The following is a 14,038-nucleotide window of genomic DNA, read 5'->3' on the forward strand; positions in this document are numbered from 1 at the left end:
CGACGGAGTTCGACCCCGAGCCATGCTCAATACGCTGCGCAAGATCGTCCAGGAAGTTAACTCCGCCAAGGATCTCAAGGCGGCGTTGGGGATTATTGTGTTGCGCGTCAAAGAGGCCATGGGCAGTCAGGTCTGCTCGGTCTATCTGCTGGATCCAGAGACCAATCGTTTTGTCCTGATGGCCACCGAGGGCTTGAACAAGCGCTCGATCGGCAAGGTCAGCATGGCACCCAACGAGGGTCTGGTCGGCCTGGTGGGCACGCGCGAAGAACCGCTGAACCTCGAAAACGCCGCTGACCACCCGCGCTATCGCTACTTTGCCGAGACCGGCGAGGAGCGTTATGCCTCCTTCCTCGGCGCGCCAATCATTCACCACCGCCGCGTCGTCGGCGTCCTGGTCATCCAGCAAAAGGAGCGTCGCCAGTTCGACGAGGGCGAAGAAGCCTTCCTGGTGACCATGAGTGCCCAGCTGGCGGGCGTTATTGCCCACGCCGAAGCCACCGGTTCGATCCGTGGCCTGGGCCGCCAGGGCAAGGGCATCCAGGAAGCCAAGTTCGTCGGCGTACCCGGCTCGCCGGGCGCCGCGGTCGGTACCGCGGTGGTGATGTTGCCGCCGGCCGACCTGGACGTGGTGCCTGACAAGAGCATTACCGACATCAACGCCGAACTGGCGCTGTTCAAGACTGCCATCGAAGGCGTGCGCGCCGACATGCGCACCTTGTCGGAAAAGCTCGCCACCCAGCTGCGCCCCGAAGAGCGGGCGTTGTTCGACGTCTACCTGATGATGCTCGACGATGCCTCCCTGGGCAGCGAAGTGACCACCGTGATCAAGACCGGCCAATGGGCCCAGGGCGCGTTGCGCCAGGTGGTCACCGATCACGTCAACCGTTTCGAACTGATGGACGATGCCTATCTGCGTGAGCGGGCGTCCGACGTCAAGGACCTGGGCCGCCGCCTGCTGGCCTACCTGCAGGAAGAGCGCCAGCAAACCCTGGTCTATCCCGACAACACCATCCTGGTCAGTGAAGAACTGACGCCGGCGATGCTCGGCGAGGTGCCGGAAGGCAAGCTGGTCGGCCTGGTCTCGGTACTGGGTTCGGGCAACTCCCACGTGGCGATCCTGGCCCGGGCCATGGGGATCCCGACGGTGATGGGCCTGGTCGACCTGCCGTATTCGAAGGTCGACGGCATCCAGATGATCGTCGACGGCTACCACGGTGAGGTCTACACCAACCCCAGCGACGTGCTGCGCAAACAATTCGCCGATGTGGTCGAGGAAGAGCGGCAACTGGCCCAGGGCCTGGATGCGCTGCGCGACCAGCCGTGCGTCACCCTGGACGGTCACCGCATGCCGCTGTGGGTCAACACCGGCCTGCTGGCGGATGTGGCGCGGGCGCAGAAGCGCGGCGCCGAAGGCGTGGGCCTGTACCGCACCGAAGTACCGTTCATGATCAACCAGCGCTTCCCCAGCGAAAAGGAGCAACTGGCGATCTATCGCGAGCAACTTGCGGCCTTCCATCCGCAACCGGTGACGATGCGCAGCCTGGACATCGGCGGCGACAAGGCACTGTCGTATTTCCCGATCAAGGAAGACAACCCATTCCTCGGCTGGCGCGGCATTCGCGTCACCCTCGACCATCCGGAAATTTTCCTGGTCCAGACCCGCGCCATGCTCAAGGCCAGCGAAGGCCTGAACAACCTGCGCATTCTTTTGCCGATGATCTCCGGCACCCATGAACTGGAAGAAGCACTGCACCTGATTCACCGCGCCTGGGGCGAAGTGCGTGACGAAGGCACCGATGTGCCGATGCCGCCGGTCGGGGTGATGATCGAGATTCCGGCCGCGGTGTACCAGACCAAGGAGCTGGCACGCCAGGTGGATTTCCTTTCGGTCGGCTCCAACGACCTGACCCAGTACCTGCTGGCCGTGGACCGCAACAACCCACGGGTCGCGGATCTCTACGACTACCTGCACCCGGCGGTGCTGCAAGCCTTGCAGACCGTGGTGACGGACGCCCATGCCGAGGGCAAGCCGGTGAGTATCTGCGGCGAGATGGCCGGTGACCCGGCGGCCGCGGTGCTGCTGATGGCGATGGGCTTCGACAGCCTGTCGATGAACGCCACCAACCTGCCGAAAGTGAAGTGGATGCTGCGTCAGATCAATCTCAGCAAGGCCAAGGAACTGCTGGCCGAGCTGATGACCATCGACAATCCGCAAGTTATCCACAGCTCGCTGCAATTGGCGCTGAAGAACTTGGGCCTGGCGCGGATGATCAACCCGGCGTCGGCCAAGACCCTTTAAGAACGACCCGCGAGCCAGCCCGCTCCTGCAGATTCACCGGGGCCAACGCCTCTCTGCCGGAGCGGGTTTGCTTGCGATAGCGTCCCGGCAAGCGCCGCTAGATCTTCAGCTCCACCTCTCCCAGATGCCCGCCATAAGGGCCGAAGCTGCGCTCGACGATATGCCGCGAACCATCGGCCCGGACGATCAGCGCCGTGCTGGCTCGCGTGCCATAACTGGGGCTGGCGATAAACACGCTCGACAGCAGGCTCTCGGTGGCCAGGCCGACCCCGGTATCGGGAAGCTCGGCAAAAGGTGCGGTCTGCGCATCACTGAGCAACGCCAGCAGCGCTTGCGGCTGTGGATCGTCCAGTACTTCCCGTAGCGCCGCCTTGGCCTTGAGCAACTTGGGCCAAGGCGTGTCGAGCCCGGCATTCGACACGCCATACACGCCAGCGCCCAGTTGTTGCGGCGCCGGGTCGTGGGCGTTGTAGTGCCAGAGCTGTTCGTGGGTGCCGACCAGCAGGTTGAAGCCGGCGTATTCCGGCGATCGGCCGACAACATCGGAGAAATAGTCGTCTATCGACGCCTTTGTGTTAAGAAAGCGCGCCACCAGCTCGCCTCGCGAGCGGCGTGCCGGGGGTTGCTGCGGATTGCGGATATTGGTCAGGGCAGCGAAGCGTCCGTCGGCGCCCAGGCCGAGCCAGGTGCCGCCTGCTTCGAGATCGCGGCCGGCGTAGATCTCCGGGGCTTCGGGCCATTGCCCCAGCGGCAGGCTGGGGCGGGCGTAGAATTCGTCACGGTTGGCCGCGACGATCAGCGGCACGGCGTGGCCCGGCCGCCAGGCGAATACGATCAAGCACATCAGGTGGTCCCTTTTGTGTTTTTGCTCACTTTACGCACAGATCGGCTGGGTATCCATCGCCATCCAGTGGAGCCGAAGGGCATGCTTCCGTTACCATGCCGCTCTCTTTTCGGGATGCCTTCATGGAATTTCTGCTCTATCTGCTGCTAGGGGCCTGCGCGGGCGTGTTGGCCGGCCTGTTTGGCGTAGGTGGCGGCATCATCATCGTTCCCGTGCTGGTGTTCAGCTTCACCCTGCAAGGTTTCGATCCGTCGATCCTGACCCACCTGGCGGTCGGCACGTCGCTGGCGACCATCATTTTCACCTCGGTCAATGCGGTTCGCGAACACCAGCGCAGAGGCGCGGTGCGCTGGCCGATCTTTGCCTGGATGACCCTGGGCATCCTGCTCGGCGCCGGGTTCGGGGCGCTCACCGCCGAAGCGATCTCCGGGCCGAACCTGCAGAAAATCATTGGCGTCTTCGCCCTGGTGGTGGCCCTGCAAATGACCCTCGACCTGCGGCCCAAGGCCAGTCGCGACGTGCCCGGCAAGCTGGGGCTGACCCTGGCCGGCAGTGTGATCGGCTGGGCTTCGGCGATTTTCGGCATCGGTGGCGGCTCGCTGACCGTGCCATTTTTGACCTGGCGCAGCGTGCCGATGCAGCAGGCGGTGGCCACGTCCTCGGCCTGCGGCTTGCCGATTGCCGTGGCCAGTGCAATAAGTTTCATGATTCTGGGCTGGCATGATCCGTTGCTGCCGGCTCATAGTCTGGGTTTTGTGTATTTGCCGGCACTGCTGGGCATCGCCCTGACCAGCATGGTCTTTGCCCGGTTCGGCGCGCGACTGGCCCATCGGCTGTCGCCGCGCCTGTTGAAGCGCTTGTTCGCCGCCCTGCTGTTTGTGGTCGGCCTGACATTCCTGCTCTGACCGGTTTCGCAATCCTGGCTTAATCCGCGCGTGACATGGTCCCGGCGCAAATCGAGTTTCACTCTAACGAGGAGTCGCAATGCTGCCTTACCCGCAGATCGACCCGGTGGCCCTGGCCATCGGTCCGCTGAAAATTCACTGGTACGGCCTGATGTACCTGATCGGCATCGGTGGCGCCTGGCTGCTGGCGTCGCGCCGGTTGAACCGCTTCGACCCGACCTGGACCAAGGAGAAGCTCTCCGACATGGTGTTCTGGATGTCGATGGGGGTCATTGTCGGCGGGCGCCTGGGCTATGTGCTGTTCTACGACCTGAGCGCCTACCTGGCCAACCCGATGCTGATCTTCGAGGTCTGGAAAGGCGGCATGTCGTTCCACGGCGGATTCATCGGGGTGATGCTCGCGGCCTTGTGGTTCGGCAAGAAGAACGGTAAGTCGTTCTTCCAGCTGATGGACTTCGTCGCGCCAATGGTGCCGATCGGCCTGGGTGCCGGGCGTATCGGCAACTTTATCAACGCCGAGCTGTGGGGCAAGCCGACCGACCTGCCATGGGCGATGATCTTCCCGTCGTTCAGCGACCCGGCCCAGCTGCCGCGCCATCCTTCGCAGCTGTATCAGTTCGCCCTGGAAGGCGTGGCGCTGTTCCTCATCCTCTGGCTGTTCTCGCGCAAACCTCGCCCGACCATGGCGGTTTCCGGGATGTTCGCCCTGTTTTACGGTATTTTCCGTTTCATCGTCGAGTTCGTCCGGGTCCCGGATGCGCAGCTGGGCTATCTGGCGTGGAACTGGCTGACCATGGGCCAGGTGCTGTGCCTGCCGATGATCATTGGCGGCCTGTTCCTGATCTGGCTGGCCTACCGTCGCGCTCCAGCGGCCCCGGTGGCGAAAGACGCCGCGCTTTAAATTCGGATCGCAGGGCGCAAGCCCTGCCTTCAAGGACACAGGTAATACATGAAGCAATATCTCGATCTGGTCGCCCACGTCATCAAGAACGGCACCAAGCAGGCCAACCGCACGGGCGTGAACACCATCAGCTTTCCCGGCGCGATGCTGCGTTATGACCTGAAAGAAGGTTTCCCGGCGATCACCACCCGCAAGATGGCTTTCAAGTCGGCCATCGGCGAGATGTGCGGTTTCCTCCGTGGCGTGAACAATGCCGCCGAATTCCGTGCCCTGGGCTGCAAGGTCTGGGACCAGAACGCCAACGAAAACGCGCAGTGGCTGGCCAACCCCTTCCGCCAGGGCGAAGACGACCTGGGCGAGATCTACGGCGTGCAATGGCGCAAGTGGCCGGCGTACAAGCAGATCCCCCTGAGCAACCCGGCCGCCATCGAGCAGACCCTGGCCCAGGGCTACCGGCAGATCGCCGAGGGCGAGGAAAACGGCCAGGCCTATGTGGTGCTGTACAAGGCCATCGACCAGGTGCGCCAGTGCGTTGACACCATCATCAAGGACCCGGGCAGCCGGCGCATTCTGTTCCACGGCTGGAACTGCGCCCAGCTCGATGAAATGGCCCTGCCGCCGTGCCATCTGCTGTACCAGTTCCACCCGAATGTCGAGACGAAGGAAATTTCCCTGACCCTCTACATCCGCTCCAACGACCTGGGCCTGGGCACGCCGTTCAACCTTACCGAAGGCGCCGCGCTGCTGAGCCTGATCGGCCGCCTGACCGGCTACACGCCGCGTTGGTTCACCTATTTCATCGGCGACGCCCACGTCTACGAAAACCACCTGGACATGCTCAACGAACAGCTCAAGCGCGAGCCGTTCCCGATGCCGAAGCTGGTGATTTCCGACCGCGTACCGGAGTTCGCCAAGACCGGCGTGTACCAGCCGGAGTGGCTGGAAAAGGTCGAGCCGAGCGACTTCTCGCTCGAAGGCTACGAGCACCACGCGCCAATGACCGCGCCGATGGCGGTCTGATCGATACACCCGGCGGCGGCTCCCATAGCCGCTGCCGCAGTCTGCGATAAGGCCCGCAGGGCCTTCTAGCCATCCCGAAGAGCACGCCCCAGGTGGTCGCTACTGCCTCGATAGGAGCGAGCAAGCTCGCCCCGGCGGGGATGTTTCAATGGCCGTGACTACGGCCGACGTGCGAATCCTCGGCTTCGCTGGGCGCCACCGATCCGCTGACTTCCAGGCGCTGCAAAATCCCGCATTGATCCAGGTCCGGCCCTTCGCTGCAGCGTTGGCGCAGGTCGATCAGTTGTGTCTGCAAGGCCAGCAGGCCGTCGATCCGCGCCTTGACGTGGCGGATATGCTCGTCGATCAGCGCATTGACGCTCTGGCACTGGCCCTGCGGGCTGTCGCGCAGGTCCAGCAGGCTGCGGATTTCCTCGAGGGTCATGTCCAGGCTGCGGCAGTTGCGGATGAAGGTCAGCCGCTCGGTGTGGGCCTGGGTATACAGGCGGTAATTGCCTTCGCTGCGGGCCGGCTCCGGGAGCAGGCCTTCGCGCTCGTAATAACGGATGGTTTCGACCTGACAGTCGGTCAGTTTCGCCAGCTCGCCAATTTTCATCGCGACAATCTCCGAAAGGGTGCTTGACCCTATAGTGGCTACAGGGTGTTCACTTCGCAACAGGCACCTTTTCGGACGCGACCTCATGAGTGATTCCCAGCACACCCACGGCAAGCCCGACGCTGACTCCAGGCAGGCTGGCCACGACCACGCCCCTCATCACGAGCACCGCCATGGCACCAAGCTGCAGCCCGTCAAACAACATGACCATGGCGCAGGCTCCTGCTGCTCGTCGCCGTCGCTGGTCCAGTTGAGCGAGCCCCAGGTCGCCAGCCACGGCGATTCCTGCTGTTCGTCGGCCGCCGCACCGACGCGGGTCACGTTCAGCGCCACGTCGAGCGGCAATGCGCGCTTGAGCAGCTTTCGCATCGACGCCATGGACTGCCCGACCGAGCAGACGCTGATCGAGAACAAGCTGGGCAAGCTGGCCGGCGTGCAGCAATTGGAGTTCAACCTGATCAACCGGGTGCTGGGCGTGACCCACGACCTGGCGGACACCGCGCCGATCATTGCCGCCATCAAGTCCCTGGGCATGGAGGCCGAGCCCATTGGCCTGGGCGGCGAGTCCGATGCGCCGGCCGCCGCGCCGGCGAAAAAACACTGGTGGCCGCTGGCACTGTCGGGCATCGGCGCGCTGGCCGCGGAAGTGATCCACTTCACCAGCGCCGCGCCGACCTGGGTGGTGGCGTTGATCGCCCTGGTTTCGATCCTCAGCGGCGGCCTGGGCACCTACAAGAAGGGCTGGATCGCCCTGAAGAACCGCAACCTCAACATCAACGCGCTGATGAGCATCGCCGTGACCGGCGCGGTGCTGATCGGCCAGTGGCCGGAAGCGGCCATGGTGATGTTCCTGTTCACCGTGGCCGAGTTGATCGAGGCCCGGTCCCTGGACCGCGCGCGCAACGCCATCAGCGGCCTGATGCAGATGACCCCGGAGCGGGTCACGGTGCAGCAGGCGGACGGCAGCTGGCTTGAGCTGGAGGCGAAAAACATCGAGCTGGGCGCGCGGGTGCGGGTGCGTCCGGGCGAGCGCATCGGCCTGGACGGCGAGGTGCTGGCCGGCAGCTCGACCATCGACCAGGCACCGATCACCGGCGAAAGCCTGCCGGTGGAGAAGACCCTGGGCGACAAGGTTTTCGCCGGCACCATCAACCAGGCCGGCTCGCTGGAGTACAAGGTGACCGCGGCGGCCAACAACTCGACCCTGGCGCGGATCATCCATGCCGTGGAACAAGCCCAGGGCGCGCGCGCGCCGACCCAGCGCTTCGTCGACAGCTTCTCGAAAATTTACACGCCCGCGGTGTTTGCCTTTGCCCTGGCCGTGGCGGTGATTCCGCCGCTGTTCATGGGCGCCGCCTGGTTCGACTGGATCTACCGCGCCCTGGTGCTGCTGGTGGTGGCGTGCCCGTGCGCGCTGGTGATATCCACTCCGGTGACCATCGTCAGCGGCCTGGCCGCGGCGGCGCGCAAGGGCATCCTGATCAAGGGCGGGGTCTACCTGGAGGATGGCTACAAACTCGACTACCTGGCGCTGGACAAGACTGGCACCATCACCCACGGCAAGCCGGTGCAGACCGATTTCCTGTCCCTCGACCCGCTGGCGGACAGCAGCGCCGCGGCCATCGCCGCCAGCCTGGCGTCCCGTTCAGACCACCCGGTGTCCCTGGCCATCGCCAATGCGGCTGTGGATAAACAGCTGAGCCTGCACCTTGTGGATAACTTCGAGGCCCTGGCCGGCCGCGGCGTGCGAGGGGAAATCAACGGCCAGCTCTACCACCTGGGCAACCACCGCCTGGTGGAGGACCTGGGGCTCTGCTCGCCGGAACTGGAAGAGCAACTGTTCGCCCTGGAGAAGCAGGGCAAGACCGTGGTGTTGCTGCTCGACCGCACCGGCCCGCTGGCCCTGTTCGCCGTGGCGGACACGGTCAAGGAGTCCAGTCGCGAAGCGATCCGGCAACTGCATGAGCTGGGCATCAAGACCCTGATGCTGACCGGCGACAACCTGCACACCGCCCAAGCCATCGCGGCCCAAGTGGGCATCGACCAGGCCCGTGGCGACCTGCTGCCCACCGACAAGCTGCAGGCCATCGAAGACCTGTACGCCCAAGGGCACCGGGTCGGCATGGTCGGCGACGGTATCAACGACGCCCCGGCCCTGGCCCGCGCGGAGATCGGTTTCGCCATGGCCGCGGCAGGCACCGACACCGCCATCGAGACCGCCGATGTCGCCCTGATGGACGACGATATACGCAAAATCCCGGCCTTTATTCGCCTGTCCCGCCAGACCTCGAACATCCTCGTACAAAATATCGCCCTGGCCCTGGTCATCAAGGCGATCTTTCTTGGGGTAACCTTCTTCGGATTGGCCACCATGTGGATGGCCGTGTTCGCCGACATGGGCGTCAGCCTGTTGGTGGTGTTCAACGGTTTGCGCCTGCTGCGCAAATAGACGACGAGAGGACGCAGTGCTGAGTGCCGAGCTGAAGGCGTTTTACATGGTGGCCCGCCTGGGTAGCATCACCCTGGCGGCGAAAAAGCTCGGCCTGAGCCAACCGACGGTGACCACCCAGATCCGTCATCTGGAAAGCCAATACGCGGTCGAGCTGTTCTATCGCGGCGGCCGCCGCCTCAGCGTCAGCGAAGAAGGCGCCCGGCTGTTGCCGATGGTCAAGGCGCTGTTGCAGCAGGAAGCCGATATCGAGTTTTTCCTGCGTAACAGCGGCCAGCTGCAAGGCACCCTGCGGATTGCCGCCACGGCGCCGTATTACATCCTCGACCTGGTGAAGACCTTCCGCGAGCGCCTGCCCCAGGTGGAGGTGTCGGTGGAAATCGGCAACTCGCAGCAGGTGTTGGAATCGCTGGAGGAATACCGGGTCGACATTGCCGCGTCGTCGCAGCTGCTCGAGGATGCGCGCCTGATCCGCCGGGTGCTCGGCAGCGATCCGCTGGTGCTGGCGGTGCACCGCAGTCATCCGTTGGCGGCCCTCGACCACGTGCCCTTGAACGCCCTGGCCGGGCACACCCTGCTGATGCGCGAGCCGGGCTCCACCACCCGGCGCCTGACCGAGGAATTGCTCGACGGCGCCCGGGTCAGCTTCGGGCCGCTGCTGGAAATCGGCAGCCGCGAATCGATCCGCGAGGCGGTGCTGCGCAATATCGGCATCAGCATCATTGCCCGCCAGGAAGTGCCCCACGATCCGCAACTGCGGGTGCTGACCATCGAGAACGCACCGCAGATCGTCGAATACCTGTACTGCCTCAAGGAGCGCAAGAATGCGCGCCTGCCGGCGGCCTTTCTCGGGTTGGCCCAGGAAATGGCGCCGGCCTGAACGGCCACCTGCTGCGCAGGTGATCGCGGGCAAGCCTCGCTCCTACAGAAGACGAGCGATGTTTCCGTAGGAGCGAGGCTTGCCCGCGATAGCGTCCGTCCAGGCGCCCGCCGTTGAACCCAAATCCGCCAATACCACTATCGGCAGCTTTTGCCTCACTGCCACAGTAACTACGCATTCGCGCCCTAGGATGGCCTGCATCTGCTTGATGAGGTCCGTCCATGAACAACCCGAACGCAACTGCCCTGAGCAACCCCGGCGCCCCCATGAAGGTGCGCGGCATGCAGAAACGCTTTGGCGCTTTCACCGCGCTGGATAACGTCTCCCTGGACGTGGCGGCCGGCGAGCTGGTGTGCCTGCTCGGTCCGTCGGGCTGCGGCAAGACCACCTTGCTGCGCTGCATCGCCGGCCTCGAGCGCCAGGACCGGGGCGAGTTGCACCTGGGGGCCCGCGACGTCTCGCACCTGGCGCCCCAGGCCCGGGACTACGGCATTCTGTTCCAGTCTTATGCGCTGTTCCCCAACCTCAGCGTCGAAGCCAACATCGCCTACGGCCTGGCCGGCAGCGGTCGCGACGAAGTGCGCAAGCGCGTGGCGCAGATGCTGGAACTGGTGGGCCTGACTGGCAGCGAAAAGAAATACCCCGGCCAGCTGTCGGGCGGCCAACAGCAGCGGGTGGCCCTGGCGCGCGCCCTGGCGCCGGCGCCTTCGTTGCTGCTGCTCGATGAGCCGATGTCGGCGCTGGATGCCCGGGTGCGCGAGCACCTGTGCACCGAGCTGCGCCAGCTGCAGCGGCGCCTGGGCATCACCACCTTGATGGTTACCCACAACCAGGACGAGGCCATGTTGATGGCCGACCGCATCGCGGTGATGAACAACGGCAAGGTCGAGCAATACGCCACGCCGCAGGAAATCTACGATCGTCCGGCCACTCCGTTCGTCGCCGAATTCGTCGGCCAGGGCAACTGGCTGCCGTTCCGCCGCAGCAGCGACAGCCACGCCCAGGTTGGTGGGATGAACGTGCGGCTGGCGGCCGACTCCGGCAAGGCCGCTTCGGGCCGCTTGTTCTGCCGCCCGGAAGCGATCAGCGTCAACCCGCCGGTGCACGAGGAAAACCTGTTCCCGGCCAAGGTCCGGGAGATCACCTTCCTCGGCAACCGTTGCCGCATGAGCTTCGAGCTCAATGAGTTGCCCGGCCATCCGCTGCTGGCCGAACTGGCCCCGGAAGCCATGCCGCGCCTGGGCGCCCAGGACATCTGGGTCGCCCTGCCACCGCGCAGCCTCCAGGTGTTTGCCTGAGATGGCCGTTGAACTGAGCCTGCCGCTACCCGCGGAACGGGCGCGCCAGGCTGCCCGTGCGCAAATCGGCGACCGCATCTTCGTGCTCGGCGGCAAACTGGCGTTGCTGGTGCTGCTGGGCCTGGCGGTGCTGCTGCCATTGCTGGCGATCTTCTGGCGCGGTTTCAGCGGCGAAGCCGGGCAGGGCGGCGGCCTGGTCGCCGCCCGAGAGCTGGTGACCAGCGCCAACTTCCACTGGCTGTTGGGCAACAGCCTGAAAGTCTCCCTCAGCGTCGCCGCCATCGTGGTGCCGCTGGCCTACCTGTTCGCCTATGCCCTGCAACGCACGCTGATTCCCGGCAAGGCGATCTGGCGCGGCCTGTCGCTGCTGCCGCTGATGGCGCCGTCGATGCTGCCGGGCATCGCCCTGGTCTATCTGTTCGGCAACCAGGGCCTGCTGCGTGGCCTGTTCGCGGACAACATCTACGGCTTCTGGGGCATCGTCCTCGGCGAGGTGATCTACACCTTTCCCCACGCCCTGATGATCCTGCTGTCGGCGCTGTCCCTGGCCGATGCGCGGCTGTTCGACGCTGCGTCGAGCATGGGCGCCAGCCCGGCCAAGGCCTTTCGCAGCATCACCTGGCCGGCCACCCGGCAGGCGGTGTTCGCCGCGTTCTGCCTGGTGTTCACCCTGACCATCACCGATTTCGGCGTGCCGGTGGTGGTCGGTGGCGACTATCAGGTGCTGGCGCTGGAAGCCTACAAGGCGGTGGTCGGCCAGCAACAGTTCGGCCGTGGCGCCCTGATCGGCATGGTGCTGTTGCTGCCGGCGCTGTTCAGCTTCGGCGTCGACGCCTGGCTGCGCCGCCGGCATGGCGATTCCATGAGCGGCCGGGCCCAGGTTTTCAACCCGGCGCCCTCTCGCGTGAGAGACGGCTGCTACCTGGCGATTGTCCTGCTGATCTGCGCGGCGCTGCTGCTGGTGTTCGGCATGGCGGTGTTCTCGTCGCTGGTGAAGTTCTGGCCCTATAACCTGTCGCTGTCGCTCAACCACTACCAGTTCAACGACACCGCCGGCGGCGGCTGGCTGGCCTACCGCAACAGCCTGACCATGGCCCTGTGCACGGCGCTGATCGGCAGCGTGCTGATCTTCACCGGCGCCTATCTGATGGAGAAGACCCACGCCCAGCGGGGCCTCAACCTGGCGCTGCGCATGCTCAGCTTCGTGCCGATGGCGGTGCCGGGCCTGGTGCTGGGCCTGGGTTACGTCTTCTTCTTCAACCTCAGCGGCAACCCGCTGCATGTGTTCTACGGCAGCATGACCTTGCTGGTGGTGTGCACCATCGCCCATTACCTGACCACCGCGCAGATGACCGCCACCACCGCGTTGCGCCAGCTCGACGCCGAGTTCGAGGCCGCCGCGCTGTCGCTCAAGGCGCCGCTGTACCGGCATTACCTGCGCGTCACCGTGCCGATCTGCCTGCCGGCGCTGCTGGATATCGTGCGCTATCTGTTTGTCTCGGCCATGACCACCGTCTCGGCGGCGATCTTCCTCTACAGCCCCGACACCATCCTCGCGGCGGTGGCGGTGCTGAACATGGACGACGCCGGCAACGTCGGCGGCGCGGCCGCCATGTCGACCCTGATCCTCTTTACCTCGGCGGGCGTGTCCCTGCTCCTGGCCTGGGCTTCGCGCGGCTTGCTGCGCCGGTCCCAGGCCTGGCGGCAGACCGCGCCCGGCCACTGAAGCCGATTTTTACCGCCAGACCCACTCCACAAAGGAACCGCACCATGTTCAAGCCCCTGGCTGTTGCCGCTGCTGTCCTCACTGCTTTCAGCATGAACGCCTTTGCCGCCAAGACCGAACTGACCGTTTATACCGCCCTCGAAGCCGAACAGCTGAAAAGCTACAAGCAGGCCTTCGAGGCCGCCAACCCGGATGTGGAAATCAAATGGGTGCGCGATTCCACCGGGATCATCACCGCCAAGCTGCTGGCGGAGAAAGCCCGGCCGCAGGCGGACGCGGTGTGGGGCCTGGCGGCTTCCAGCCTGGCGATCCTCGATCAGCAGGGCATGCTGCAAAGCTACGCGCCCAAGGACCTGGACAAGATCGGCGGCAACTACCGCGACGCCGCCAACCCGCCGGCCTGGGTCGGCATGGACGTCTGGGCCGCGACCATCTGCTTCAATACCGTCGAGGCACAAAAGCAGGGCCTGACCAAGCCGGTGAGCTGGCAAGACCTGACCAAACCCGAATACAAGGGCAAGATCGTCATGCCCAACCCGGCCTCGTCCGGCACCGGCTTCCTCGACGTCAGCGCCTGGTTGCAGACCTTCGGCGAGAAGCAGGGCTGGCAGTACATGGACGACCTGCACCAGAACATCGGCCAGTACGTTCACTCCGGTTCCAAGCCGTGCAAGCTGGCGGCGGCCGGTGAATTCCCGATCGGCATCTCCTTCGAATACCCGGCCGTGCAGCTCAAGCGCCAGGGCGCGCCGCTGGACATCGTGCTGCCCAAGGAAGGCCTGGGCTGGGAAATCGAAGCCACCGCGGTGATCAAGGGCACCCCGCATGCAGAAGCGGCGCAGAAGCTCGCCGACTTCTCCGCCAGCCCAGCGGCCATGGAGCTGTACAAGGAAAACTTCGCCGTGCTGGCCCAGCCGGGCATCGCCAAGCCGCAAACCGAACTGCCGGCCGACTACGAGCAGCGCCTGATCAAGAACGACTTCGCCTGGGCCTCGAAGAACCGCGACGAGATCCTCGCCGAATGGCGCAAGCGTTATGACGGCAAGTCCGAGAAAGTTGCCGCCAAGTAATCGACAACCCCTGTCGCGGGCCGTCTCGCTTCTATGGACGCTTCTGTA

The 14,038-nt window shown here is 64.8% G+C and carries 11 protein-coding genes; 9 read left to right on the plus strand and 2 right to left on the minus strand.

Annotated elements, in window-relative coordinates:
• The first annotated feature begins 22 nt into the window (after positions 1 to 22).
• Entirely contained in the window at positions 23 to 2,302 is a 2,280-nt protein-coding gene (ptsP, locus tag BLV20_RS05915) for a phosphoenolpyruvate--protein phosphotransferase (protein WP_092298259.1), read from the plus strand.
• A gap of 97 nt (positions 2,303 to 2,399) precedes the next feature.
• Here the strand turns inward: ptsP and BLV20_RS05920 are convergent, their stop codons facing one another.
• On the minus strand, positions 2,400 to 3,146 hold the full coding sequence (locus tag BLV20_RS05920; RefSeq protein WP_092298262.1) for an NRDE family protein: 747 nt from the start codon (positions 3,144 to 3,146) through the stop codon (positions 2,400 to 2,402).
• Positions 3,147 to 3,268: 122 nt separating this feature from the next.
• Here BLV20_RS05920 and BLV20_RS05925 point away from each other — a divergent pair, with 122 nt between their 5' ends.
• The 3 genes from BLV20_RS05925 (at position 3,269) to BLV20_RS05935 (ending at position 5,972) form a co-directional block, all read left to right on the plus strand.
• Positions 3,269 to 4,051, plus strand: a complete 783-nt coding sequence (locus BLV20_RS05925) for a sulfite exporter TauE/SafE family protein (protein WP_092298265.1) — start codon at positions 3,269 to 3,271, stop codon at positions 4,049 to 4,051.
• Between the two features lie 79 nt (positions 4,052 to 4,130).
• Positions 4,131 to 4,952: a prolipoprotein diacylglyceryl transferase gene (gene lgt / locus BLV20_RS05930; RefSeq protein WP_092298268.1), complete on the plus strand. Its 822-nt coding sequence runs from the start codon at positions 4,131 to 4,133 to the stop codon at positions 4,950 to 4,952.
• Between the two features lie 48 nt (positions 4,953 to 5,000).
• Positions 5,001 to 5,972 carry a thymidylate synthase gene (locus BLV20_RS05935; protein WP_092298271.1) on the plus strand — a complete coding sequence of 324 codons (972 nt, stop codon included), beginning with the start codon at positions 5,001 to 5,003 and terminating at the stop codon, positions 5,970 to 5,972.
• Between the two features lie 145 nt (positions 5,973 to 6,117).
• Here BLV20_RS05935 and cadR read toward each other — a convergent pair whose 3' ends face one another.
• A complete protein-coding gene (cadR, locus tag BLV20_RS05940; RefSeq protein WP_092298274.1) occupies positions 6,118 to 6,567 on the minus strand; it encodes a Cd(II)/Pb(II)-responsive transcriptional regulator in 450 nt (149 codons plus the stop codon).
• A gap of 85 nt (positions 6,568 to 6,652) precedes the next feature.
• Between cadR and BLV20_RS05945 the strand changes: the two genes are divergently transcribed.
• The 5 genes from BLV20_RS05945 to BLV20_RS05965 all read left to right on the plus strand — a co-directional run bounded on the left by BLV20_RS05945 (position 6,653) and on the right by BLV20_RS05965 (position 13,990).
• Positions 6,653 to 9,016 carry a heavy metal translocating P-type ATPase gene (locus tag BLV20_RS05945; RefSeq protein ID WP_092298277.1) on the plus strand — a complete coding sequence of 788 codons (2,364 nt, stop codon included), beginning with the start codon at positions 6,653 to 6,655 and terminating at the stop codon, positions 9,014 to 9,016.
• Between the two features lie 16 nt (positions 9,017 to 9,032).
• A complete protein-coding gene (locus BLV20_RS05950; RefSeq protein ID WP_092298280.1) occupies positions 9,033 to 9,896 on the plus strand; it encodes a LysR family transcriptional regulator in 864 nt (287 codons plus the stop codon).
• A 221-nt stretch (positions 9,897 to 10,117) separates the two neighbouring features.
• Positions 10,118 to 11,194, plus strand: a complete 1,077-nt coding sequence (locus tag BLV20_RS05955; protein ID WP_092298283.1) for a putative 2-aminoethylphosphonate ABC transporter ATP-binding protein — start codon at positions 10,118 to 10,120, stop codon at positions 11,192 to 11,194.
• 1 nt (position 11,195) lies between these two features.
• Positions 11,196 to 12,920: a putative 2-aminoethylphosphonate ABC transporter permease subunit gene (locus BLV20_RS05960; protein WP_092298287.1), complete on the plus strand. Its 1,725-nt coding sequence runs from the start codon at positions 11,196 to 11,198 to the stop codon at positions 12,918 to 12,920.
• Between the two features lie 44 nt (positions 12,921 to 12,964).
• On the plus strand, positions 12,965 to 13,990 hold the full coding sequence (locus BLV20_RS05965) for a putative 2-aminoethylphosphonate ABC transporter substrate-binding protein (RefSeq protein ID WP_092298290.1): 1,026 nt from the start codon (positions 12,965 to 12,967) through the stop codon (positions 13,988 to 13,990).
• The last annotated feature ends 48 nt before the right edge of the window (positions 13,991 to 14,038 follow it).

It is taken from the genome of Pseudomonas sp. NFIX28 (assembly GCF_900107395.1).
In the GTDB taxonomy this organism is placed as follows: Bacteria; Pseudomonadota; Gammaproteobacteria; order Pseudomonadales; family Pseudomonadaceae; genus Aquipseudomonas.

Bases quoted from the DNA above. Each gene is read 5' to 3' on its own strand.
- BLV20_RS05935 (WP_092298271.1), top strand. From the start codon at position 5,001: ATGAAGCAATATCTCGATCTGGTCGCCCACGTCATCAAGAACGGCACC.
- BLV20_RS05955 (WP_092298283.1), top strand. From the start codon at position 10,118: ATGAACAACCCGAACGCAACTGCCCTGAGCAACCCCGGCGCCCCCATG.
- BLV20_RS05965 (WP_092298290.1), top strand. From the start codon at position 12,965: ATGTTCAAGCCCCTGGCTGTTGCCGCTGCTGTCCTCACTGCTTTCAGC.
- BLV20_RS05945 (WP_092298277.1), top strand. From the start codon at position 6,653: ATGAGTGATTCCCAGCACACCCACGGCAAGCCCGACGCTGACTCCAGG.
- BLV20_RS05920 (WP_092298262.1), bottom strand. From the start codon at position 3,146: ATGTGCTTGATCGTATTCGCCTGGCGGCCGGGCCACGCCGTGCCGCTG.
- cadR (WP_092298274.1), bottom strand. From the start codon at position 6,567: ATGAAAATTGGCGAGCTGGCGAAACTGACCGACTGTCAGGTCGAAACC.
- BLV20_RS05925 (WP_092298265.1), top strand. From the start codon at position 3,269: ATGGAATTTCTGCTCTATCTGCTGCTAGGGGCCTGCGCGGGCGTGTTG.
- lgt (WP_092298268.1), top strand. From the start codon at position 4,131: ATGCTGCCTTACCCGCAGATCGACCCGGTGGCCCTGGCCATCGGTCCG.
- BLV20_RS05960 (WP_092298287.1), top strand. From the start codon at position 11,196: ATGGCCGTTGAACTGAGCCTGCCGCTACCCGCGGAACGGGCGCGCCAG.
- ptsP (WP_092298259.1), top strand. From the start codon at position 23: ATGCTCAATACGCTGCGCAAGATCGTCCAGGAAGTTAACTCCGCCAAG.